Genomic DNA, 21,616 nt, shown 5'->3' with positions numbered 1-21,616 from the left:
CAATTTAACATAATATATATTATCATCCTTCCAGAAGTCTCATTGCGATGTCCGATCAACTCACCCGCCTCTTGAAGATCATGGCGCGCTTGCGCGATCCGCAGCGTGGGTGCGAATGGGATCTGGCGCAGGACTTCGCCAGCATCGCGCCGTACACGATCGAGGAAGCCTACGAAGTTGCCGACGCGATCGAGCGCGCGGATATGGCAGACCTGCGCGGTGAGCTCGGCGATCTCCTGCTGCAGGTCGTGTTCCACGCGCGCATGGCCGAGGAAGAAGGTCATTTCGCCTTTGAGGATGTCGCCAAGGCGATTTCGGACAAGATGGAGGCCCGCCATCCGCATATCTTCGGCGATGAGGACGGCCAGATGACCTCTGGCCGCTGGGAAGCGCTGAAGGCGGCCGAGCGTGAGGAACAGGGCGCGACCAGCGCCATGGACGGCGTGGCGCAGGCTCTCCCGGCGCTGATGCGCTCAGAAAAGCTCCAGAAACGCGCAGCGCGTCATGGTTTCGATTGGCCGGACACTTCGGGTCCAGCAGCGAAATTGCGCGAGGAAATGGCCGAGCTGGCCGAAGCTTCGCCCGAAAAGCGGGTCGAGGAAGCCGGCGACCTGCTGTTTGCCGCGGTCAACCTCGTGCGCGCGCATGGAATTGCAGCCGAGGACGCACTGCGTAGCGCAAATTCGAAGTTCGAGCGCCGCTTTCGCCGGATGGAGGAACTGGCAGCGGCGGACGGCAAGGACTTCGCCGCGCTCTCCCTGGATGAGCAGGAAAGCTACTGGCAGTTGGTGAAAAAGGCGGAAGGCTGAGCGCACCTAGCGCTGCGCATGCGCCTCGGCCCAGGCGTGTGCACCTTCACGGGATTGTTGCCTTATTTCAGGGATATCGACTTCTATCTTCGGATCGATTGTAATGCCGAGATAGTCGACAACCTGTTCGGCGGCACCCTTTCCGTCCTCCAGCACATCCTCGAACCACAGCACCAGCGGCGTGATCTGCAAGTCGCGTATCATCGCGTCCCATGCGGCTTCCTGCTGTTCGATCGAAATTGCCGCCCGCTCGACCGCTTCGGCGGAATAGGCGGGTTCGGGCCGACCGCCCTCCTCCTGCTCCTGCCTCCAGATGCCGCTCAGCGTGGCGCGGGCATAGGAAATCGCATGCGCATCCCCCTCCCGCCGCCGCAATCGCACCACCTTGCGCGCCGATCCGCTGCCGAGGAGGAAGCGTATCACCTCGTCCACCAAGGCCGGATTGCCCAGCTGCAGGTCATGGAGCAGCGCGGGAAAGGCCTTGAGACCGAATACGCCATTGGGCGATGTGCGCCGGACCAAAGCGCGCTGCCATAACTGCACCTGCTTCGCCCGGTCGCCATGGGCAAAGCCATAGGGACCGGCGGGTTCGAAATTGAGATATTCGAGGGGCGCGCCGAGGCAGCCGGTACGCCAGAGCAGATGGCTCAGATAAGTGCTGCCCGCTCGTGGGACCGAGGCGAGTAGGTAGGAGATCTGCGGCTGCCAGGCGCGTTCGGGGAAATCGAAGCGCTCCTCATATCCGGTGGTGATCCCCTCCAGCATGGCGGCGAACATCTCCGCCACCGCGGGAGCGGTCAAGCATCAAGCGCCATGAAACGCCCGAATTCCTTCTCGCTCAGCCGCACGGTGACCTGCCGCGTGGGCGCGCCTTCTTCCGCTGCACCCTCGGCATCGTCCAGCACCTCGCCATGGGCATAGAGCCAGGCAATGCGCTGCCCGTCGCTGGCCGGGACGGTCAGTTCATGCACCCGCGAGCCTTTGGTGAGCATCTCGCCCAAGCGGTCCAGCAAGTCGTCCACGCCCTGCCCGGACATGGCGGAGATTCCGACAATGTCGGGATCGCTATCGGCCAGCCCGCCCAACTCATTGGCGCGTTCCTCGTCCAGCAAGTCCCACTTGTTCCAGACTTCGATCATCGGGATGGCGCTTTCGCCCCCGTCCCCGTCGATCACGCCGAGATCGGTCAGCACGGAGAGCACCTGCGCCTTTTGCGTCGCGCTGTCCGGATTGGCGATATCGCGCACATGCAGGATGATGTCGGCTGCGGTCACTTCTTCCAGCGTGGCGCGGAAAGCAGCGACGAGCTGCGTCGGCAGGTCCGAGATGAAGCCCACCGTGTCGGACAGGATCGCCTTTTCAACGCCGGGCAGAGAGATTGCGCGCATGGTTGGGTCAAGCGTGGCGAAGAGCAAATCCTCTGCCATCACGTCCGCCCCGGTGATGTGATTGAAAAGGGTGGACTTGCCGGCATTGGTATAGCCGACCAGCGCGATCACCGGCCAGGGCGCCCTGCCCCGCCGCTTGCGATGCAATTCGCGGGTCTTGCGCACCTGTTCCAGTTCGCGCCGCAGCTTGGCCATGCGGTTGCGGATCATGCGCCTGTCGGCCTCGATCTGCGTTTCGCCGGGGCCGCCGAGGAAGCCGAAGCCGCCGCGCTGGCGTTCGAGGTGGGTCCAGCTGCGCACAAGACGGCTCTGCTGGTAATCGAGATGGGCGAGTTCGACCTGAAGCCGGCCTTCCGCCGTGGCTGCGCGTTCGCCGAAGATTTCAAGGATCAGGCCGGTGCGGTCGATCACCTTGCGCTTCAGCCGGTCTTCCAGATTGCGCTGCTGGATCGGCGAGACGGCGGCGTCGATGATGACCAGCTCCGCCTCTGCCAGCTCGCAATCGCTAAGCATGCGCTGCACCTGCCCCTCACCGAACAGAGTGTTCGGTTTCACATCGCGCACGGGCAGGATGTATTTCTCCGCCACGACGATGCCGATGGCGAGCGCAAGGCCCTCCGCCTCTTCCAGACGGGCCTCGGGGTCCTGGCTGGAACGGCGGCCACGGATGTCCGGACACACGACAAGGGCCCGCGCCCCGCGGGTAACCTCGCCCTCTACCTCTTCATTATCGAATATCAGGCGTCGTCACCTGCTTCATCGTCACCGAAATCGCCGCTGAGGTCGACATGGGTGGCGGGCTGGATGGTGGAGACAGCGTGCTTGTAGGCCAGCTGCACCATGCCTTCGCGTTCCAGCAGCATGCAGAACAGGTCGAAGCTGGCGATGCGGCCCTGCAGCATCACGCCGTTCACCAGGAACATCGTCACCTGCACGCCGGCATCGCGGACGCGAGTGAGGAAGATATCCTGCAACAGGCGCTGCTTGCGATTCCCCTCCCCGCCCATGCCGAAATGTTCGGCCTCGACGGGCGAGCCCGGCATGATGGTGGAAATGGCGTGTTTGTAGACCAGCTGCGATTGGCCGTCGCGGCGTAGCAGGATCGAGAAGTTGTCGAACCAGGTGACAATGCCCTGCAGCTTCACGCCCTTCACCAGGAACATGGTGACGGGAATCTTCTCCTTGCGGAGGAAATTGAGGAAGATGTCCTGCAGGTTTCCGGCCTTGCCTGCCGGTTCGGGCGCAGCGGCAGCAGCGGGCTTTTCGGCCTCCGGGCGTGCGCGTGCGGAAAGTGTCGTCCTGGTCATAGCTTTGACTCCTGTTATTGGCGCCGGCTTGGTGCCGCCGCATTCTGGCCAGATCTCCCTTCGCAGAGCGGTCTGACCGGTTGATTTCACTTGCGCCTATATCATAGCAATTGCTGCAAGTGCGAGAAATTCTCTCCCTGTCACAAAGTCATTCACTTCCGTCAGGTTTTTCGACGATTTCCTTGCGATCGCCCATGCCCAGGATCTTCAGCTTGCGATGCAAGGCGGAGCGTTCCATCCCGATAAAGCCCGCGGTCTTGGAGATGTTCCCGGAAAAGCGGCGAATCTGGATGCGCAGATATTCGCGTTCGAAGCTCTCACGCGCCTCGCGCAGGGGCACACCCATCAGTTGCGAGATGCCGCCCCCGCCATCGCCCGAACTGCCGGTGATTTCCTCGGGCAGCATGTCGGGCTCGATCTTGCCGAACTTGTCGCGCGGGGCGAGGATCACCGTGCGTTCCACCACATTGCGCAGCTGGCGGACATTGCCGGGCCAGTCATAGGCTTGCAAGGCGGCCATCGCCTCGGGCGAAACCTCGGGCGGTTGCAGCCCCTGCTCACGCGCGTAGCGGGTGAAGAAATGCTTGGCGAGCGCGGGGATATCGTCGCGCCGCTCGGAAAGCGAGGGGATGGTGATCGGTACGACGTTGAGGCGATAGAACAGGTCTTCGCGGAAGCGCTTCTCAGCGATTTCCGCCTCAAGGTCGCGAGCGGAGGAGGAGACGACGCGCACGTCCACGCCAACCTGCCGCGTGCCACCCACGCGCACGAAGCTCTGCTCCGTCAGCACGCGCAGGATGCGGGCCTGCGTGTTGATCGGCATGTCGGCCACTTCGTCGAGATAGAGCGTGCCGCCATCGGCCAGTTCCAGCAAACCCTGGCGCACCATATTGCCGTCCGCCTCCTCGCCGAACAGCTCCTGTTCGAAGCGTTCGGGCGTGATGCGTGCGGAATTCACGGTGACGAAGGCGTTCTTGGCCCGCGGGCTCCAGGCGTGGAGCAGGCGTGCCGCCACTTCCTTGCCCGATCCGCCCGGCCCGGCAATCAGCACGCGGCTGCCGGTGTTGGCGACGCGTTTCAGCGTGGCGCGGACCTGGTTGATGATGTTCGAATTGCCGGTGAATTCCTCGGGTGAGCCGAAGCCTTCGCGCAATCGCGCATTCTCGCGCCGCAGCCGCTCGGTTTCGGTCGCGCGTTCGACGAGGTGGAGCAGGCGCTCGGCCTCGAAGGGCTTTTCGATGAAGTCCATCGCCCCGCGGCTGACGGCGGAAACGGCGGTGTCGATATTGCCGTGGCCGGAGAAGATGATCACCGGCAGTTCCGGCTCGCGCGCCTTGATCGCATCGAGCACTTCGAGCCCGTCCATCGCGCTGCCATGCAGCCACACGTCGAGCAGCACGAGGCTGGGCCGCTTTTCATCGATCATCGCCAGCGCGCGGGTGCTGTCACCCGCGGTGCGGCATTCATAGCCCTCGTCGCTGAGGACGCCGGCCACGAGTTCGCGAATATCCTGTTCGTCATCGACGACGAGGATGTCGAGCGCCATTATTTGTTCTCCTTGGCCGTCATTCCGCGGCCTCGCTTCCTGTCTGCATGTCGCCGGGGTGCAAGGCGAAGCGCATGCTGGCCACGGTCCCGCCTTCATCGGCAGGCGTGAACGCCAGTTCTCCGCCATGTTCCTCGACGATCTTCTTTACGATCGCGAGACCCAGGCCGGTCCCCTTCTCACGCGTAGTGACATAGGGTTCCATGATGTTTTCCTGGCTGGCCGGAAGGCCGATGCCGTTGTCGGTGATGGTCAGCGCCAGGTAAGACTTGTCCGCCTTCACCTGCACTTGCACGCGCCCGCGATAGTCGGGTTCGGCATCCCGCCGCCGCGCATCGACCGCCTCGGCGGCGTTCTTCAGCACATTGGTCATCGCCTGGCCGAACTGGTGCCGGTCGCATTCGATCACCGGGATATCGCCCTCCACTTCGAGGTCGTAAGCGATATCCGGATTGGCGACTTCCTGCAGGAAGAGCGCCTGGCGCACCAGGTCCACCGCATCCTCCTGCCGGAACACCGGCTTGGGCAGCCGCGCGAAGGAGGAGAATTCGTCGACCATCTTCCTGAGGTCGCCCACCTGCCGGATGATCGTGCCGGTCAGCTCGTCGAACAGCTCGGTATCCTGCTCGATCTGCTTGCCATAGCGGCGCTTCAGCCGCTCGGTGGCGAGCTGGATCGGGGTGAGCGGGTTCTTGATCTCATGCGCGATGCGGCGGGCCACATCGGACCATGCGGCCTGCCGTTGGTCGAGCAGCTGGCGCGTGATATCCTCGAAAGTGATCACATGGCCTTCGGAAGAGGGCGCAACCTTCACCGCCAGCGTCAGCAGCTCGCCATCCTTGCTGTATTGCACCAGCCCGCTGGTCGCCTCGCTCTGCACCAGAGAAGCGATATCGGGCGCGAAATCGGCCAGCGTCTTGCCCACCGGCGTGGGGCCGGCCTTGTCGAGCAGCAATTGCTGGGCGGAGCTGTTCATCAGCAGTACCTGCCCATCCCAGTCGATCGAGATGATGCCCGCGGTGATCGATTGCAGCACCGCCTCGATAAAGGCGCGGCGATCGGCCAGCTGGCGGTTGGCACCGATCAAGGCGTCAGTCTGCGATTCGATCTGCGCGCTCATGCGGTTGAACGCGCGATTGAGCAGGCCGATCTCGTCCGGCCCGGTGCGCCCTTCCACGCGCATGGCGTAATTGCCGCTGCCGATCTCGCGCGCGGCGGTGACCAGTTCGGCCAGCGGTTTCACCTGCCGGTCGGCAAAGCGCAAGGCGGCCCAGACGGCGAGGCTCACCAGTGCGAGCGCCACGCCGAACAGCCACAGGTTGAAGCGCAATTGCAGCACGCGCGCCCGTTCGGTCAGCGCCTGGTAGGAAGTGACGACGCTTTGCGCACGCTCCCACTGAGCCAGTGCTTCCGCCTTCGAATCCTTCGATATTTGCAGGTAGAGCCCGGTATCCTCGTCCAGTGTAATCACCGCCTCCGTGCTCTTGGCCGTGGCGGAGACGACGATCGGCTGTCCCGTCTCGCGCAATTCGTCGACCATTGCCGTGGCGCTATCGGTGCCCCACTGGTCGGCATCGGGATCGGTGATGGCCAAGGTGCGCAACTCACCATCCTCACCTTCCATCAGGATCGCGCTACCGCTTAAATTGCGGCTGAATGCCTGCAGGAAATACTGCTCCGCGAATTCCGGGCTGGTGATCGGCATGGTTTGCAGGAGGTAGCGCATGTCGGTGGCCATGGCCGCCGCTTCCTCGCCCACTTCGCGCTGGTTCTCGTCATAATAGCCGCGCGCCAGCTCATTGGCGTTTTCCAGAATGCCGCGCTGCTGGTCGGAGAACCAGAACTCGACGCCCGACTGGAACAGGACCGAGGCGAAGACCGCGACGAACAGCGTCGGAATCGCCGCGATCAGAGAAAAAACGAAGACGAGGTTCACATGCAGCCGTGCGGTGGTGTCGCCCGCGCGGCGAATGGCGATGCGGCGGCCCCACAGCACGATAAGGCCCAGCGCCGGGATCAGCGTGCCCACCAGCATCGCGGCGGCCTGCGCCGATGGCACCAGCTCTCCCGGATCGCCCATGCGCGAGATGGAGACCCAGGAGGTGAACAGCATGATGGCGAGCGCGGCCGCGCAAAGCACTTCGAGCCAGAGGTAGAAATTGGCGCGCCGCGCAGTCAGCTGTGCCCGCCGCCACCAGCGCGGTGAACGTCGGGGCGCAGAAACGGGCGCTTCGGTGAGTTTGGCCTCAGCCACGTTGCAGGGTTACAACGCCGCTGTTGCTAATTTGCAAGGGGTTTGTGGCCCCCCTCCCCCGCAATTCATCGCAAAATCACCCGTTGTGGGTGAATTGCTCCGGATTGATGGCGAGATCGCTGAGCCGCTTGCGCAATGTATTGCGGTTGATCCCCAGCATTTGCGCCGCGCGCAGCTGGTTGCCGCCGGTCTTTTCCAGCGCGTGTTCGAATAGCGGCTTTTCGAAAACGGCCAGCGCGGCATGATAAAGGTCGCCTTCGGGCAGGCCGGCATCGAGCAGCCACTGGCCGATCAGCGCGCCGATGTCGCTATCGACCGGCAGGCTCGCTTCGGCGGCGGAGCTTTCGAGCAGTGCATTGACGGTGGCCGCGTCGATCTCCTCTTCACGTGCCATCAGCGCGGCGCGGAACATGAAATTGCGCAATTCGCGGACATTGCCGCGCCAGGCCTGGCGGCCGAGCAGGTCCGCCGCTTCATGGGAGAGGCGGCGTGGCGGCAGGCCTTCCTTGTTCGCCACGCGCAGGAAATGACGCGCCAGCGGCTCGATATCGCCGGTCCGCTCACGCAAGGGCGGAAGCTGGATCGGAACGACATTTAGGCGATAATAGAGATCCTCGCGGAAGGATCCCGCTGCGATCATCGGCTCGAGGTCCCGATTCGTCGCGGCGATGATGCGCACGTCGATGGCGATTTCCTGGTCCCCGCCCACGCGGCGGATACGGCCCGATTGCAATGCGCGGAGAAGGCGGGTCTGCGCCTCGGGCGGCATGTCACCGATCTCGTCGAGGAACAGCGTGCCGCCATGCGCCTGCTCGAACTTGCCGATATTACGCGCGGTGGCGCCAGTGAAGGCGCCCTTTTCGTGGCCGAACAGCTCGCTTTCGATCAGTTCGCGCGGGATGGCGGCGGTATTGACCGCCACAAAGGGCCCGCTGCGGCGTGAGCCGAGCTGGTGGATCGCTTCTGCCACAAGCTCCTTGCCCGTGCCGGATTCGCCCAGGACCAGCACGGTGAGATCGTTGCGCAGGACGCGCGTGATCATGCGGTAGACGTCCTGCATGGGCTGGCTGCGGCCAATGAGGGGCATGCCGTCGCCGGCATCGGCATCCGCCTCTCCCGTATCGCCGTTGGAATCCGCTGCCTGGATCGCCGCGCGTACCAGCTCGTCGAGGTCGAAGGGCTTGGGGAAATACTCGAAGGCGCCGGTATCGCTTGCGCGCACGGCGGTATCGAGCGTGTTCTGTGCCGAGAGGATGATGATCGGCATGGCAGGATAGGCGTCATGCACCGCGCCCAGCGTCTCGATGCCGTCACCATCGAGGAGGATAACGTCAGTCAGCATGACGTCATAGCTGCCATCCGCCAGCAGGCGGTCGCGATCGGCAATCTTGTCGCAGCGATCGACGGTGAAGGCCTCATCCTCCAGCGCGGCGGTGATGACCATTGCGATGGCGGTATCGTCTTCGACGACCAGTGCACGGCGGGCCATGGCCTCTCTCCCCTATTTCGCCATCGGCAGGTGCACACGGAAATGCGTCCAGCCGCCGGAATCGTCACGTTCGTGGCTGATCCTGCCATCCATGTCGCGCACCAGCTTCTGCACCAGCGCCAGGCCCAGGCCCTGCCCGTGCGGTTTGCTTGACACGAAGGGTTCGAAAATATGCTCCTCCACCGACGGATCGATCCCTGGGCCATTGTCGCTGACCGAAATCTCGATCGGCAATTTGACCGGGCGGCCGAGGCGGATGACATTCATCACCAGCCCGCTGACGAAGCGTGTCTGGATAACGACTTGTGGTTCCCGCCGTCCGGCGCAGGCATCGCGGGCATTGGAGATGAGGTTGATCAGCACCTGCACCAACGCACCCTCATTGGCGAGGACATCGGGCAGGGATGGATCAAACTCTTCTTTTAAATACAATGGCTTGTCTGATGCAGCTTTTACCGTGTCGCAAGCACGATGGATGGCCGCATGGAGGTTGAGCGGACCGACCGGCTCAGCCTTCTCACGTCCCAAGCGCTGCATCCGGTCGATCAGTTGGGCGATGCGGTCCACCTCATCGGCGATAAGGTTGGTGAGGTCGCGCTTGCCCTCATCCAGCTGCCGCGCGATCAGCTGGGCGGCGCCGCGAATGGCGGCGAGCGGGTTCTTGATCTCATGCGCCAAAACTGCGGGACCGCGCAGCGACACGCGCCGCTCCTCGTCTCCGAAACGCTCGCCTTGTCCTGAGTCGGAAAGGGTCACCACGCGCCAGCCGGTATGCGTCTGCAAGGGTGAGATGGTGAGATTGACCGACACCGTCTTGTCCTCGCGCTTCAGCGGCAGGCCGCGCGCGATCAGCTGCTCTTCGGTCTGCTTAATGCGGCGGGTGATCTCCGGCTCGCCGAAGTCGAGTATTTCGGTGACGTCACGGCCCCGTAACCGCTTGGCGCTGCGTCCCAGCAGGTTTTCCGCTGCCGGATTGGCCGAATGGATCAGCAGGTCTGGAGAGACCACCAGCATGGCAAAGGTCAGGCCGGCGATCTGGTCAGCCGCACCCGGTATGCCATTTGCCGGCTTGTTCACGCGGCGCGGCGCCTGAGGAAGGGGGTGTAGAACCGCTCCAGCTCGTCGAGGACCACCTTGGGATCGTCGATGAAATTGGCCTTGTTGCGGAAATCGGCCGAGCCGTGCAGGCCCTTCGTGTACCAGCCCAGATGCTTGCGGGCGATCTTGGTGCCGACATTCTCGCCATAATGGTCGAGCATCGCCTTGTAGTGCTCCACCAGCGTTTCATACTGCACGTCGAAGTTGGGGCTCTCCAGCTTCTCGCCCGTCTGCCACCAATGCATCACCTGGCCGAGCAGCCACGGCTTGCCATAGGCGCCGCGCCCGATCATCAGCCCGTCCGCGCCGGACTGGTCGAGCGCCTTGGCCGCGTCCTCGATCCCGCAGATATCGCCATTGACGATGACGGGGATGGAGACGGCTTCCTTGACCTTGCGGACGAAGGCCCAGTCGGCCTGGCCCTTATACATCTGGTTGCGCGTGCGGCCGTGGACGGTGATCATCTTCACGCCGAGATCCTCGGCGATCTTGGAAAGTTCGGGCGCGTTGAGGCTGGCATGGTCCCAGCCCATGCGCATCTTCACCGTCACGGGGACGTTGACCGCCTTCACCGTCGCTTCCATCAGCTTGCGGGCCAGAGGCACCTCGCGCATCAGGGCGGAGCCGGCATATTGCCCGACCACCTTGCGCACCGGGCAGCCGAAATTGATGTCGATAATGGCCGCGCCATTGTCTTCCTGCAGTTTGGCCGCCTCGCCCATGGAATGGGGATCGCAGCCGACCAGCTGCATCGACACCGGCTCCTCGATCGGAGCCCACTCCGCCTTCTGGATCGACTGGCGCGTTTCGCGAATGGCCGCCTCGCTGGCGATCATCTCGGTCACGTTGAGGCCGGAGCCGAAGCGGCGGACGAGTTCGCGGAACGGGCGGTCGGTCACGCCCGTCATCGGCGCGAGCACGACGGGGCAGTCGATCTGTACAGGACCGACATGGATCGGCTTCATGGCCGGGGGTGTGGGAAGTGTGGCGTCTTGCATGATGTGCCTAAATATTGGGCAGCGCATAGTGGATTGCGAGGGGGGCCGCAAGCCGCTAGCGCGCCAGGGCAATGTCGCAAATGCAAAACAGCGCCAGCCCTGCCCTCGCCGCGGTGATCGTCGCCGCCGGGAAGGGCCTGCGCGCCGGACAGCCTTTACCCAAGCAATTCGCCATATGGCGCGGCAAACCGGTGCTGCGCGACGCGGCGGAAAAGCTGGCGGCGGCAGGTGCCGGGAAGATTTGCGTGGTCATCCCCGAAGGCGCGGACGCGATCGCTGCAGAAACCTTGAAAGGTATCGAACCGCTGATCCTCGTCACCGGAGGCGACACGCGGCAGGAATCGGTGCGCGCCGGGCTGGAGGCACTGGCCGCAGATCCGCCCGCTCACGTCCTCATCCACGACGCCGCCCGCCCGGATTGCCCGCCCGAAGTCGTCGCGCGGCTGGTCGCAGCCCTTGCCGATCACCCAGCCGCCATCCCCACCCTGCCCTTGGTCGATTCCGTGGTCGAAACCGACGGCGCCACCATGGGCAACAAGGCCGAGCGCGAACTGCTGCGCCGCGTGCAGACGCCGCAGGCCTTCCGCTTTGCCGATATCCTCGCCGCGCATCGAGGCTGGACGCGCGAGCCCACCGCAGGCGACGATGCGCAGATTGCCCATTCCGCCGGCCTCTCGGTCGCGCTGGTCGACGGGGACGAGCGGCTGGCCAAGCTGACATTCGCAGGCGATTTCGCCGAAAGGAGCGCCATGATCCGCACAGGAACAGGCTTTGACGTCCACCGCCTTGCCGAAGGTGAGGAATTGTGGCTCTGCGGCTTGAAGATCGAGCATGACAAGGGCCTTGCGGGGCACAGCGATGCCGATGTCGCTCTGCACGCGGTGGTCGATGCCGTGCTGGGCGCGTGCGGCGAAGGCGATATAGGCCAGCATTTCCCGCCCAGCGATCCGCAATGGCGCGGCGCGCCCTCGTCCCGCTTCGTGGAGCATGCCGTCTCGCTGGCGGCGGCGAAGGGATATGCGATCGGCAATGTCGATCTCGCCATCATTTGCGAGGCGCCCAAGATCGGCCCGCATCGGGACGCCATGCGCGAGCGGCTGGCGCAGTTGCTTGGCGTTCAGCCTGATTGTGTCAATGTGAAGGCCACGACCACGGAGAGACTCGGTTTTACCGGGCGCGGCGAAGGAATTGCCGCACAGGCCGTTGCCACGCTGGTCGCCAACTGAAGGATCGCAAACATGGTCAAGAAACTTGCAGCTTCGCTCGCCCTGGCCGCCATGGCTCTGTCCGCTCCGACGCAGGCACAGAACCGCCCCGATTTCACCGAGGACGAGATTACCGCGATGGCGCTCTATGCCATGCCGCTCGCCTTCAGCAGCCTGCAGCGCAAATGCGCCAGCGTGCTCGATCCCCAAGCCTATATCTATGCCTATGGCGATGAGCTTTCGGAGCGCCTGCGCATCTCCGCCAACGGCCAGTTCCCCTATGCCCGCGCTGCGCTGATGAAGTTTGCCGGCGACCGGGAAGACCCGATGCTGACCATGGTGCAGAACCTGCCGCCGGAAACGCTGGAGCCGCTGGTGAGCGAGATGGTGACGGCCAAGGTCTTTTCCGAAATCAAGACGAGCGATTGCGGCGAATATGATCGCGTGCTCGCCCTGCTCGATCCCCTGCCGCCGGAAAACCTCGCCCAGTTGGCGGGTTTCCTGGCGGTCAAAGCCAATCGCGAGGCAAGCACGCAAGGTGCACTCGGACTGTAATGGATAATCTGCTGCCCCCCGAAGTCGTCGCCCTCGCCCGCCGCGTGGTGGAGGAGAACAAGGCCGCCGGTCGCACCATCGCGCTGGCGGAAAGCTGCACAGGCGGGCTGGTCGCTGCCGCGCTCACCGAGATTCCGGGCAGTTCGGCGGTGCTCGACCGGTCCTATGTCACCTATTCCAACAAGGCGAAGCAGGAATGCCTGGGCGTCTCCTCCGACATTATCGATGCCTTCGGCGCGGTGTCGGTCGCGTGCGTTTATGCGATGGCTGACGGCGTGATGGAGCGATGCGACGCCGATGTGGCGGTCGCCATCAGCGGCATTGCCGGTCCCGATGGCGGCAGTGAGGAAAAACCGGTGGGCACGGTGGTATTCGCCCGCCTGAAGCGCGGCGAGGAAAAGCCGGAAGCGGAAAACCGCCTGTTCGAGGAAAAGGACCGTTCCGGCGTGCGCCTTCAGGCGACGCTTTGCGCGCTGGAATTGCTGTTGCCGTAAAGGTCTTCGGCGCGTTGTTCGAACGCGGCGACCATCTTGCGGAAGGCGCGGTCGAAATACTGGCCGGCAAGCGCCTCGAACATCAGGTTCTTGAAGGTGAAATCGACGCAGAAGTCGATCTCGCACCCGCCATCATCGGCCGGCTTGAAAGTCCAGACATTGTCGAGATCGCGCAAGGGGCCGTCGATATAGTGCACGCGCACCGTATTCGGCCGTTCGAGCTCGACCTTGCTGGTAAACTTTTCGCGGACGGCCTTGAAGCCGACCAGCATGTCCGCCTCCAGCTCCGTCTCGCTCTCATCGCGCACGCGCGTGGCGACTACCCACGGCAGGAAGAGCGGGTATTTGGCGACATCGGCCACAAGGTCGAACATCTGCTCGGCCGAGTAGGGAAGCTTACGGGTCTCGCGGATCGACGGCATCAGTTCTTGGCCCTGGCCTTTTCCAGTCGTTCTTCGCGCGCGGCGCGCATTGCGGCAAAATCGTCGCCAGCATGATAGCTGGAACGGGTTAACGGGCTGGAAGCGACCTGCAGGAAGCCCTTGGCCCGCGCCACCGCCCCATAGGCGGAGAAGACTTGCGGGGTGACGAAATCCTCAACCTTCGCATGTTTCGGCGTCGGCTGGAGATACTGGCCCATGGTGATGAAATCGACATCGGCGCTGCGCATGTCGTCCATCACCTGGTGGACTTCCAGCCGCTGCTCACCAAGGCCCAGCATGATGCCCGACTTGGTGAAGATCATCGGATCGTGGCGCTTCACCTCCTCCAGCAGGCGCAGCGAAGCGTAATAGCGCGCGCCCGGGCGGATGGTGGGATAGAGCCGCGGCACGGTCTCCAGATTGTGGTTGTAGACGTCCGGTCCCGCTTCGCAGATCGCCTCCACCGCTTCGCGCATCTTGCCGCGGAAATCGGGGGTGAGGATCTCGATCGTCGTGTCGGGCGTCTCCCGGCGAAGCGCCTTGATGACTTTCACGAACTGGCCGGCGCCGCCATCGGGAAGGTCATCCCTGTCGACACTGGTGATAACGATATGCTCCAGGCCCATCTTCGCGGCGGCGATCGCGGTATTTTCGGGCTCCAGCGGATCGACCTTGCGCGGCATGCCGGTCTTGACGTTGCAGAAGGCGCATGCGCGCGTGCAGACATCGCCCAGGATCATCACCGTCGCGTGCTTCTTGGTCCAGCACTCCCCGATATTGGGACAGGCTGCCTCCTCGCACACCGTGTTGAGGCCGAGGTCGCGCATCAGCTGGCGTGTTTCGTGATAGCCTTTGCTGACCGGAGCCTTGACCCGGATCCAGTCCGGCTTGCGCTGGCGCGGGGCGTTGGAGAGGTCGTTCATGCCGGTCCACTTAGTGACCTCGCTTGCCAGAGGCAATGCCGCGCGGCAAATGGAGCGCCATGAACAGCGAATCTCCCGAACTCGACACCCTGATTGCCGGCTACCGGCGCTTTCGCGAACGAGGCTGGAAGCTCGAGCGTGACCGCTGGGCCGAGCTGAAGGAAGGCCAGGAACCGCGCGTGATGGTGATCGCCTGTTCGGACAGCCGCGTCGATCCCTCGCAGATCTTCGACGTCAATCCGGGCGAGATCTTCGTGGTACGCAATGTCGCCGCGCTTGTCCCGCCTTTCGAGACCTCCCCCGGTCATCACGGCGTATCTGCGGCGCTCGAATTTGCGGTGCAGTTCCTCAAGGTGCGTGAAGTGCTGGTGATGGGCCACGGCCTGTGCGGCGGCTGCCAGGCGGCGCTGACGCGCAACCTTCATGGCAACGAGCCGGGCGAAGGCGGTTTCGTCGCCGACTGGATCGGCATGCTGGACGAAGCGCGCGATGCCGTCGCCCACGAACATGGCACTGAAGGCCGCACAGCCGAACGCGCGATGGAAATGGCGGGCGTGAAAGTCAGCCTCGCCAACCTGCGCACCTTCCCTTGCGTCCAGAGCAAGGAGGGCAAAGGCGAGCTGACCTTGCGCGGCGCCTATTTCGCGATTTCGGACGGTGTTCTCCACCTGCTCGACGAGGCTTCGGGCGAGTTCAACCCGGCCTAGGCCCGCCCTGGATCAGCATTCGCCAAAGACCGGATAGGGTTTCCCGAAACACCGGACGAGCGTGTCGGTCGCCTCGATATTGATTGGCCAAGTCATTTCCTGGCCGGCCTGTTCCCTGAACAGGCGTTGTGTTTCGGACCAGTTGGGCGGTTCCGGCACTGCCAGCAGCCGCTCTCGCGCGGCGAGCAGCGCTTCGCGATCGGACCGGAGGAAGGCGATCATAGCATCGAAATAGGCCTTGCCGGCGGCGTCACTTTCCATGGCACGCCTCTCCTCGATCAACGATATCGCTGCCGCATAGTCGCCACCGCCTGCACGCAGTTGGCCTTCGTGCAAGAGCAGTGCGCCTTGATGGAAGGGATGCAGGTTTGCGCCATTGCGTTCACGCCACTGGGAAAGCAGTACAGCCACCGCGGTGTAGCAGCCCTCCTGCCGCGCCAGGGGGCGCCAGCCCCACTCTTGCCGCGGCCCGTCGCCGTCCGGCCGTACGCCCTGATCGAAATCCTCGAAGCTCATCGCGAGCAAGGCTTCCGGGTCTTCGATACATTCCGAATAGGACTTCTGTGGCGCGAACCCGCACAGGAGGATCAGCGGCAGTATCAGTGGGATTCGCCGCAAAGCCCTCTCCATCTTGCACTCTCCATTTCCACAGGCCACATAACCGGCCATGCCTGAAGCTGAACTCAAGAATATCGCACTGCTGATCGATGCAGACAATGCCAGCCATGCCGGGATCGATCCGGTGCTGACCGTGCTGGCAGAGCTGGGGCAGGTGAATATTCGCCGCGCCTATGGCAACTGGGCCAAGCCCGCGCTCAGCAACTGGAACAAGATCACCCATCGCTATGGCTTGCAGCCGGTGCAGCAGTTCGACCTGACCAAGGGCAAGAACGCCACCGACATGGCGATGACGATCGATGCGGTCGATATGCTGTATGACGGCAAGGTCGATGGCTTCGGCATCATGAGCAGCGACAGCGATTTCACTCCGCTGGTCACGCGGCTCAGGCAGGACGGGCTGATCGTCTATGGCTTCGGCAGCGACAAGGCGCCCGAGGCGTTCAAGACCGCCTGCACCCGCTATATCGATGTCGACCAGTTGATCCGCACGTCCCAGGCTGACGACAGCAAGTCCGGCGCCAGCGCCAGCGAATTCGACAAGGAACTGATCGCCCTGCTCGGCGCCGCATGGAAAGCCTCCAGCCGCGACGATGAGGGATTTGCGCGGCTGCACGAAGTTGGCCAGATCGCCGGCAACCGCTCCAGCTTCGACGTGCGCAATTACGGCTTCAAGCGCCTGTCCGACCTGATGCGCGCGGCCTCCGACCACTTCCTGATGGAACGGCGCGACGACAAGCAGCTCTACGTCAAGCGCCTGCGCTGATCCTCAAGCCCCGCATTGTACGAGGCCGGTGCCGGTATAGACGACGCGGCCCCAGCGGTCGCGCAGGCTGATCGTGCCTTCGTAATCCCGGACCTCGTCGCCCGACTGCGCGCCCTCGCCTTCCACTTCCAGCCGCAGCGAATAGACGCGGCCGTTATAGAGCGAGCGGGTAGCAAAAGGCAGCTCCCGTGCTCCGGGATCGGCGGCAAAGCGGATGATCTCCCCCTCCACCTTCATGAACGCGTCGGCCTGGCGCGCAATCACACGTGCGCCGAGGCTGGTGCCGGGGGCATAGGAGCATGAGGCGCCGTACATGTCGTGCTGCTCGATATCCGGCGTGAGGATCGGTTCGGGCGTGACCGGCAGCAGCGGCGGCTCGCTGTCATTGGCCTGTTCGACCATGGCGACCGCTTCCTCGTCGAACATCGCCTTTTCCTCCGGAGTTACCTCCGCTTGGCAGGCTGCCAGTGCCGCTACCGCCAGCGGCACAAGAACTACGCGACGCATCAATGTCTCCCGAAGAGCTTCTCGACATCATCCATGGACAGTTTCACCCATGTCGGGCGGCCATGATTGCACTGCCCTGAACGCGGTGTCGCCTCCATCTCGCGCAGCAAGGCATTCATTTCCGTGACATTGAGCGTGCGCCCGGCACGGACCGATCCATGGCAGGCCATTGTCGCCAGCACATGCTCGATCTTCTCGCCCAGCAGCAGGCTGTCGCCATGCTTGGCAAGGTCATCCGCGAGGTCCTGCAGGAGCGATTGCGGATCGGCACGCTTGAGGGATGCCGGGAGCGCGCGCACCAGCATCGCGCCGGGGCCGAAGCGCTCGATGACGAGGCCGAGCTCGGCAAATTTGTCGATCTGTTCTTCCAGCCGGTCGCAGGCCGGTTCGTCCATTTCGACCACGTCCGGCATGAGGAGGGCCTGGCTGGCGGCGACCTTGTCCCCCGCACCTGCCGCGCGCAGGCGTTCGAGCACGATGCGTTCATGCGCCGCGTGCTGGTCCACGATGACAAGCCCGTCCTCCGCCTCGGCGACGATATAGGTGTTGGCAACCTGCCCGCGGGCGATGCCGAGCGGATACTGCCGCGCCTCTTCAGACAGGTCCTCCGCCGCCTCTGCCCGGCCCTGCGGCAGCGCCATGACATCGCTTTCCGCACCGCGCCATGCGGCGGCTGGCTCTCCGACGCGAGGTTGCGGGGCTGACCAGTCACGCCCGCCGAAGATAGAGCGCATCGTGTCCTGCACGGGGAAGCCGGGTTGAGGCGCAGCGGCGGGCTCCACCTGCCAGCGGCCCATTGCCGCCGCGTCGGGGGTCTGCGCGCTGCGCCGGTCGCCGGTCGAAAGCGCCTGCCTCAGGCCCGAAACGATGAAGCCGCGCACTCCGGCGGAATCGCGAAAGCGCACCTCGGTTTTCGCCGGATGGACATTCACGTCCACATCTTCGGGCGGCAGGGTCAGGAACAGCGCCAGCACCGCGTGCCGGTCACGCGCGAGCATGTCGGCATAGGCGCCGCGCACCGCGCCGGTAAGCAGCCGGTCCTTCACCGGGCGGCCATTGACGAAGAGGTATTGGTGATCTGCCACGCCGCGATTGTAGGTCGGCAGGCCGGCCACGCCCGTCAGCCGCATCTCCCCGCGCTCCATGTCGAGCGACACGCCATTGTCCGCCAGCTCGCGCGCAACGATCTGCGCCACCCGTTCCTCCACCTGCTGGCCGGGCTGGAGCTGGAAGATACGGCGGTCGCCATGGGTGAAGGTGAAACCGATATCGGGGCGGGCCATGGCGAGGCGGCGCACGACATCCAGGCAGGCGGCATATTCGCTGCGCGATGTGCGCAGGAATTTGCGGCGCGCGGGGATCTTCGCGAAGAGGTTCTCCATTCGCACCCGCGTTCCGGGCGGCAGCGCGGCGGGGCCTTCCTCTGCGACGATGCCGTGATCGACCACACGGCGCCAGCCCTCATCCGCGCCTCTCACCCGGCTTTCGATGGAAAGCCGCGCGACGCTGGCGATGCTGGGCAATGCCTCACCACGGAAACCGAGTGTGGCGACCTGTTCGATCGCCTCGTCAGGCAGCTTCGAGGTAGCATGCCGTTCCAGCGCGAGCGCCATGTCGTCCGCCGACATGCCGCAGCCGTCATCGGTCACCTCGATGCGCGAGAGCCCGCCTTCCACGATGTGCACGGCGATTTGCGTGGCCGCGGCATCGATGGCATTCTCCACCAGCTCCTTCAGCGCGGAGGCCGGACGCTCCACCACCTCGCCCGCGGCGATGCGGTTAATCAGCGTTTCAGGAAGGCGGCGGATTTGCGGCATGGGCAAACCCTAGCGGTGACCTGCCGACATTTCGAGACGAGCGGTGAAAAAACCCCCGGATTGTCCGCACAAAATTTTGGAATTTTCCTGCGCTTCGCGCTAGACAGCGGCTTCCTTCGCACCTCTCGCTGCAAATGGCGCAGATCTTGTCGCCACTTCCCGCAGTAACATACGGAAAATTCAATGGGTTCCTTTTTCTCGAATATGTTCAAGTTCGGTTCGCAAAACATGGCCATCGACCTGGGAACGGCCAACACACTGGTTTACGTGCAGGATCGCGGGATCGTACTGAACGAGCCGTCCGTGGTGGCGATCGAGACGATCAACGGCATCAAGCGGGTCAAGGCCGTGGGTGACGATGCCAAGATGATGATGGGCAAGACGCCCGACAACATCGAAGCCATCCGCCCGCTGCGCGACGGCGTGATTGCCGATCTCGACGTGGCCGAGGAGATGATCAAGGAATTCATCCGCAAGGTGCACGGCAAGCGCACTTTGCTGCGCTATCCGGAAATCACGATCTGCGTGCCTTCAGGCGCGACCTCGGTGGAAAAGCGCGCCATTCGCGATGCGGCCAGCAATGCCGGGGCGTCCGAAGTCTACCTGATCCTCGAACCGATGGCGGCTGCCATCGGTGCGGACATGCCGGTAACCGAGCCGGTCGGCTCCATGGTCGTCGATATCGGCGGCGGCACGACCGAGGTGGCCGTGCTCTCGCTGCGCGGCCTCGCCTATACCACGTCGGTTCGTACCGGCGGTGACAAGATGGACGAGGCAATCGTCTCCTATGTCCGCCGACACCACAATTTGCTGATCGGCGATGCCACGGCGGAGCGGATCAAGCAGGATTACGGCACCGCCGTCGTTCCTGAGGACGGGATCGGCGAGCAGATCACCATCAAGGGCCGCGACCTCGTCAATGGCGTGCCGAAGGAAATCACCATCAACCAGGCGCATATCGCAGAGGCGCTGTCCGAACCGATCGGTGCGATCGTGGAAGGCGTGCGCATCGCGCTGGAAAACACCGCACCCGAACTCGCCGCCGATATCGTCGACCAGGGCATCGTGCTCACTGGCGGCGGCGCGCTGATCCGCGGGCTGGACGATCACCTGAAGGAAGAGACCGGCCTGCCGGTCAGCATCGCCGAGGATCCGCTCACCTGCGTGGCCATGGGCACGGGTCGTGCTATGGAGGACCCGATCTATCGCGGCGTGTTGATGACCGCCTGATAACGGGACAATTTCAAGGAGGGCGTGGCGGTTATGGCGCCGCCGGTTGCACACAGGTCTGGATCGAACAAGCGGGCGCAGCTGGGGCTGTTCGCCGGTTACGTTGTCGCGGGCGCCAGCGCGCTTGTCGGCGCCATCCTCCTCGTAATTTCGATCTGGAGCCCGCAGACCTTCCAGGGCCTGCGTACCATGGCCAGCGACCTTGCCTCCCCCGCCGGGCAGGCCGGTGCCGTTACGCGCACGGGCGGCCGCAGCTTCTTCGAGGCGATTGCCGGATATTACGACGCCGGCAGCAAGAACGCGGAGCTTGAGCGCGAGATCGCCATTGCCCGCGTTCGCCTGGCCGAGGCGGAGGCGCTGCGGCAGGAGAATGAGCGGCTGAAAGGCGTGCTCAACCTGATGAGCGGCGATACCGAACCCGTCGCTACCGCGCGGCTGATCGGTTCGACTTCCTCCAGCACGCGCCGCTTCGCCTATCTCTCCGCCGGGACCGACGACGGGGTGACAAACGGCATGCCGGTCACTTCTCCCATGGGCCTCGTCGGGCGCGTGCTCGAAGCCGGGCGCGACAGTTCGCGCGTGCTGCTGCTGACCGATACGGAGAGCATGGTGCCGGTGCGCCGCGCGACGGACGACGTGGTTGCCTTTGCCGAAGGGCGCGCGGACGGTTCGCTGCGCATTCGCCTCATCAATCTCGGCATCAACCCGATCGAGCTGGGTGATGTCTTCGTCACCTCCGGCGCGGGCGGGCTGTTTCGCCCCGGCGTGGCAGTGGCGATGGCGACCGAGATCACACAGGATGGCGCGATCGCCCAATTGCTCAGTAATCCGGCCGCTACCGATGTCGTGATCGTGGAGCCGATCTGGCACAGTGACGCTTTGCAGGCGAGCGAACAGCCGCCCGAAATCGCGCTGCCGGAAGACTGATGGAGCAATTCAACCCCCGCGCCCGCCGCGATGCCTATGGCAACAAGATCAACCGCGACCATTCGCCCGTGCTCGCCCATGGCATTCCGTGGGCGACGATCCTGATCGGCTCGCTCACGCCCATGTTGCCGGTGATCGCTGCCGCGCCCGTCCTGCCGCCGATGGGCCTGATGTTCCTGATCGCCTGGCACTTGCTGCGCCCGGGCCTGCTGCCGCTGTGGGCGGGCCTTCCGCTCGGCCTGTTCGACGATCTCTATTCCGGGCAGCCTTTCGGGAGCGGGATCATGCTGTTCTCGCTCACGCTGATCGCGCTCGACCTGCTGGAGATGCGCTTTCCCTGGCGCAGCTTCTGGCAGAACTGGCTGGCCGCCGCAGCGATCATCATCACTTACCTGCTCGTCGCTGCGCTTGTTTCCGGCGCGCAGATGACTCTGCTGCGCATGGGCGTGATTGCCCCGCAGCTCTTGCTCTCCATCGTCCTGTTTCCCATTATCGCCAGCATAGTGGCATTGCTGGACCGCATTCGCCTGTTGCGGGTACGGCGCATCGGATAGGC

Annotated in this window: 22 protein-coding genes; 9 read left to right on the top strand and 13 right to left on the bottom strand. The window is 64.1% G+C overall.

From position 1 onward, the window contains the following. Positions 1-47 precede the first annotated feature (47 nt). Positions 48-809: a nucleoside triphosphate pyrophosphohydrolase gene (gene mazG, locus E5222_RS07040; RefSeq protein ID WP_136693069.1), complete on the top strand. Its 762-nt coding sequence runs from the start codon at positions 48-50 to the stop codon at positions 807-809. Between the two features lie 6 nt (positions 810-815). On the opposite strand, the gene E5222_RS07035 is transcribed toward mazG, so the two are convergent. The 8 genes from E5222_RS07035 to dusB all read right to left on the bottom strand — a co-directional run bounded on the left by E5222_RS07035 (position 816) and on the right by dusB (position 10,889). Then, the gene (locus E5222_RS07035) at positions 816-1,610 is read right to left on the bottom strand and encodes a Stf0 family sulfotransferase (RefSeq protein WP_136693068.1); all 795 of its coding nucleotides are present in this window, start codon (positions 1,608-1,610) and stop codon (positions 816-818) included. Further along, a complete protein-coding gene (gene hflX, locus E5222_RS07030) occupies positions 1,607-2,878 on the bottom strand; it encodes a GTPase HflX (protein ID WP_246021597.1) in 1,272 nt (423 codons plus the stop codon). Before hflX ends, E5222_RS07035 begins: the two co-directional genes overlap by 4 nt. Positions 2,879-2,934: 56 nt before the next feature. After that, positions 2,935-3,504, bottom strand: a complete 570-nt coding sequence (hfq, locus tag E5222_RS07025; protein WP_136693066.1) for an RNA chaperone Hfq — start codon at positions 3,502-3,504, stop codon at positions 2,935-2,937. A 148-nt stretch (positions 3,505-3,652) separates the two neighbouring features. Beyond that, positions 3,653-5,050 carry a nitrogen assimilation response regulator NtrX gene (ntrX, locus tag E5222_RS07020; protein ID WP_136693065.1) on the bottom strand — a complete coding sequence of 466 codons (1,398 nt, stop codon included), beginning with the start codon at positions 5,048-5,050 and terminating at the stop codon, positions 3,653-3,655. A gap of 19 nt (positions 5,051-5,069) precedes the next feature. Beyond that, entirely contained in the window at positions 5,070-7,304 is a 2,235-nt protein-coding gene (locus E5222_RS07015; RefSeq protein WP_136693064.1) for a sensor histidine kinase, read from the bottom strand. 76 nt (positions 7,305-7,380) lie between these two features. Continuing rightward, the gene (locus E5222_RS07010; protein ID WP_136693063.1) at positions 7,381-8,793 is read right to left on the bottom strand and encodes a sigma 54-interacting transcriptional regulator; all 1,413 of its coding nucleotides are present in this window, start codon (positions 8,791-8,793) and stop codon (positions 7,381-7,383) included. Between the two features lie 12 nt (positions 8,794-8,805). Beyond that, a complete protein-coding gene (locus tag E5222_RS07005) occupies positions 8,806-9,870 on the bottom strand; it encodes a two-component system sensor histidine kinase NtrB (RefSeq protein WP_246021596.1) in 1,065 nt (354 codons plus the stop codon). After that, a complete protein-coding gene (dusB, locus tag E5222_RS07000) occupies positions 9,867-10,889 on the bottom strand; it encodes a tRNA dihydrouridine synthase DusB (protein ID WP_136693062.1) in 1,023 nt (340 codons plus the stop codon). Before dusB ends, E5222_RS07005 begins: the two co-directional genes overlap by 4 nt. 71 nt (positions 10,890-10,960) lie before the next feature. Here dusB and E5222_RS06995 point away from each other — a divergent pair, with 71 nt between their 5' ends. The 3 genes from E5222_RS06995 to E5222_RS06985 are packed head-to-tail and all read left to right on the top strand — an operon-like array spanning position 10,961 to position 13,143. After that, positions 10,961-12,115: a bifunctional 2-C-methyl-D-erythritol 4-phosphate cytidylyltransferase/2-C-methyl-D-erythritol 2,4-cyclodiphosphate synthase gene (locus E5222_RS06995; protein ID WP_136693061.1), complete on the top strand. Its 1,155-nt coding sequence runs from the start codon at positions 10,961-10,963 to the stop codon at positions 12,113-12,115. A gap of 12 nt (positions 12,116-12,127) precedes the next feature. Further along, the gene (locus E5222_RS06990; protein ID WP_136693060.1) at positions 12,128-12,649 is read left to right on the top strand and encodes a hypothetical protein; all 522 of its coding nucleotides are present in this window, start codon (positions 12,128-12,130) and stop codon (positions 12,647-12,649) included. After that, complete coding sequence (locus tag E5222_RS06985; RefSeq protein ID WP_136693059.1) at positions 12,649-13,143, top strand: CinA family protein; 495 nt, start codon at positions 12,649-12,651, stop codon at positions 13,141-13,143. The genes E5222_RS06990 and E5222_RS06985 overlap by 1 nt, the downstream gene beginning before the upstream one ends. On the opposite strand, the gene E5222_RS06980 is transcribed toward E5222_RS06985, so the two are convergent. Together E5222_RS06980 and lipA are read right to left on the bottom strand one after the other, a co-directional pair. Continuing rightward, entirely contained in the window at positions 13,104-13,565 is a 462-nt protein-coding gene (locus E5222_RS06980) for a type II toxin-antitoxin system RatA family toxin (RefSeq protein WP_136693058.1), read from the bottom strand. The genes E5222_RS06985 and E5222_RS06980 overlap by 40 nt on opposite strands. Then, positions 13,565-14,518, bottom strand: a complete 954-nt coding sequence (gene lipA / locus E5222_RS06975; RefSeq protein WP_281276768.1) for a lipoyl synthase — start codon at positions 14,516-14,518, stop codon at positions 13,565-13,567. The genes E5222_RS06980 and lipA overlap by 1 nt, the downstream gene beginning before the upstream one ends. Before the next feature lie 29 nt (positions 14,519-14,547). Here lipA and E5222_RS06970 point away from each other — a divergent pair, with 29 nt between their 5' ends. Beyond that, entirely contained in the window at positions 14,548-15,195 is a 648-nt protein-coding gene (locus E5222_RS06970) for a carbonic anhydrase (protein WP_136693056.1), read from the top strand. A 12-nt stretch (positions 15,196-15,207) separates the two neighbouring features. On the opposite strand, the gene E5222_RS06965 is transcribed toward E5222_RS06970, so the two are convergent. Further along, entirely contained in the window at positions 15,208-15,864 is a 657-nt protein-coding gene (locus tag E5222_RS06965; protein WP_136693055.1) for a hypothetical protein, read from the bottom strand. Between E5222_RS06965 and E5222_RS06960 the strand changes: the two genes are divergently transcribed. Beyond that, positions 15,863-16,579, top strand: a complete 717-nt coding sequence (locus E5222_RS06960; RefSeq protein ID WP_136693054.1) for an NYN domain-containing protein — start codon at positions 15,863-15,865, stop codon at positions 16,577-16,579. The two genes, E5222_RS06965 and E5222_RS06960, sit on opposite strands and share 2 nt — an antisense overlap. Before the next feature lie 3 nt (positions 16,580-16,582). Here the strand turns inward: E5222_RS06960 and E5222_RS06955 are convergent, their stop codons facing one another. Together E5222_RS06955 and mutL are read right to left on the bottom strand one after the other, a co-directional pair. Next, a complete protein-coding gene (locus tag E5222_RS06955; protein ID WP_136693053.1) occupies positions 16,583-17,086 on the bottom strand; it encodes a hypothetical protein in 504 nt (167 codons plus the stop codon). After that, complete coding sequence (gene mutL, locus E5222_RS06950; protein WP_136693052.1) at positions 17,086-18,903, bottom strand: DNA mismatch repair endonuclease MutL; 1,818 nt, start codon at positions 18,901-18,903, stop codon at positions 17,086-17,088. Before mutL ends, E5222_RS06955 begins: the two co-directional genes overlap by 1 nt. Positions 18,904-19,086: 183 nt before the next feature. Between mutL and E5222_RS06945 the strand changes: the two genes are divergently transcribed. From E5222_RS06945 to mreD, 3 genes are read left to right on the top strand one after another with little or no spacing between them, the layout of a single operon-like run. Then, positions 19,087-20,133, top strand: a complete 1,047-nt coding sequence (locus E5222_RS06945) for a rod shape-determining protein (RefSeq protein WP_136693051.1) — start codon at positions 19,087-19,089, stop codon at positions 20,131-20,133. A gap of 33 nt (positions 20,134-20,166) precedes the next feature. After that, positions 20,167-21,060: a rod shape-determining protein MreC gene (mreC, locus tag E5222_RS06940; RefSeq protein ID WP_136693050.1), complete on the top strand. Its 894-nt coding sequence runs from the start codon at positions 20,167-20,169 to the stop codon at positions 21,058-21,060. Beyond that, the gene (mreD, locus tag E5222_RS06935) at positions 21,060-21,614 is read left to right on the top strand and encodes a rod shape-determining protein MreD (RefSeq protein WP_136693049.1); all 555 of its coding nucleotides are present in this window, start codon (positions 21,060-21,062) and stop codon (positions 21,612-21,614) included. Before mreC ends, mreD begins: the two co-directional genes overlap by 1 nt. Positions 21,615-21,616: the final 2 nt, after the last annotated feature.

It is taken from the genome of Alteraurantiacibacter aquimixticola (genome assembly GCF_004965515.1).
GTDB lineage: Bacteria > Pseudomonadota > Alphaproteobacteria > Sphingomonadales > Sphingomonadaceae > Alteraurantiacibacter > Alteraurantiacibacter aquimixticola.
The sequence above is the reverse complement of the archived record's forward strand: the minus strand, read 5'-3'. Positions and strand labels throughout refer to the sequence as shown.

Coding starts and splice junctions, on each gene's coding strand:
- mazG (WP_136693069.1), top strand. CDS start 48: ATGTCCGATCAACTCACCCGCCTCTTGAAGATCATGGCGCGCTTGCGC.
- hfq (WP_136693066.1), bottom strand. CDS start 3,504: ATGACCAGGACGACACTTTCCGCACGCGCACGCCCGGAGGCCGAAAAG.
- ntrX (WP_136693065.1), bottom strand. CDS start 5,050: ATGGCGCTCGACATCCTCGTCGTCGATGACGAACAGGATATTCGCGAA.
- E5222_RS07010 (WP_136693063.1), bottom strand. CDS start 8,793: ATGGCCCGCCGTGCACTGGTCGTCGAAGACGATACCGCCATCGCAATG.
- dusB (WP_136693062.1), bottom strand. CDS start 10,889: ATGCAAGACGCCACACTTCCCACACCCCCGGCCATGAAGCCGATCCAT.
- E5222_RS06995 (WP_136693061.1), top strand. CDS start 10,961: ATGTCGCAAATGCAAAACAGCGCCAGCCCTGCCCTCGCCGCGGTGATC.
- E5222_RS06990 (WP_136693060.1), top strand. CDS start 12,128: ATGGTCAAGAAACTTGCAGCTTCGCTCGCCCTGGCCGCCATGGCTCTG.
- E5222_RS06985 (WP_136693059.1), top strand. CDS start 12,649: ATGGATAATCTGCTGCCCCCCGAAGTCGTCGCCCTCGCCCGCCGCGTG.
- E5222_RS06980 (WP_136693058.1), bottom strand. CDS start 13,565: ATGCCGTCGATCCGCGAGACCCGTAAGCTTCCCTACTCGGCCGAGCAG.
- E5222_RS06970 (WP_136693056.1), top strand. CDS start 14,548: ATGAACAGCGAATCTCCCGAACTCGACACCCTGATTGCCGGCTACCGG.
- E5222_RS06960 (WP_136693054.1), top strand. CDS start 15,863: ATGCCTGAAGCTGAACTCAAGAATATCGCACTGCTGATCGATGCAGAC.
- E5222_RS06965 (WP_136693055.1), bottom strand. CDS start 15,864: ATGGCCGGTTATGTGGCCTGTGGAAATGGAGAGTGCAAGATGGAGAGG.
- E5222_RS06955 (WP_136693053.1), bottom strand. CDS start 17,086: ATGCGTCGCGTAGTTCTTGTGCCGCTGGCGGTAGCGGCACTGGCAGCC.
- mutL (WP_136693052.1), bottom strand. CDS start 18,903: ATGCCGCAAATCCGCCGCCTTCCTGAAACGCTGATTAACCGCATCGCC.
- E5222_RS06945 (WP_136693051.1), top strand. CDS start 19,087: ATGGGTTCCTTTTTCTCGAATATGTTCAAGTTCGGTTCGCAAAACATG.
- mreC (WP_136693050.1), top strand. CDS start 20,167: ATGGCGCCGCCGGTTGCACACAGGTCTGGATCGAACAAGCGGGCGCAG.
- mreD (WP_136693049.1), top strand. CDS start 21,060: ATGGAGCAATTCAACCCCCGCGCCCGCCGCGATGCCTATGGCAACAAG.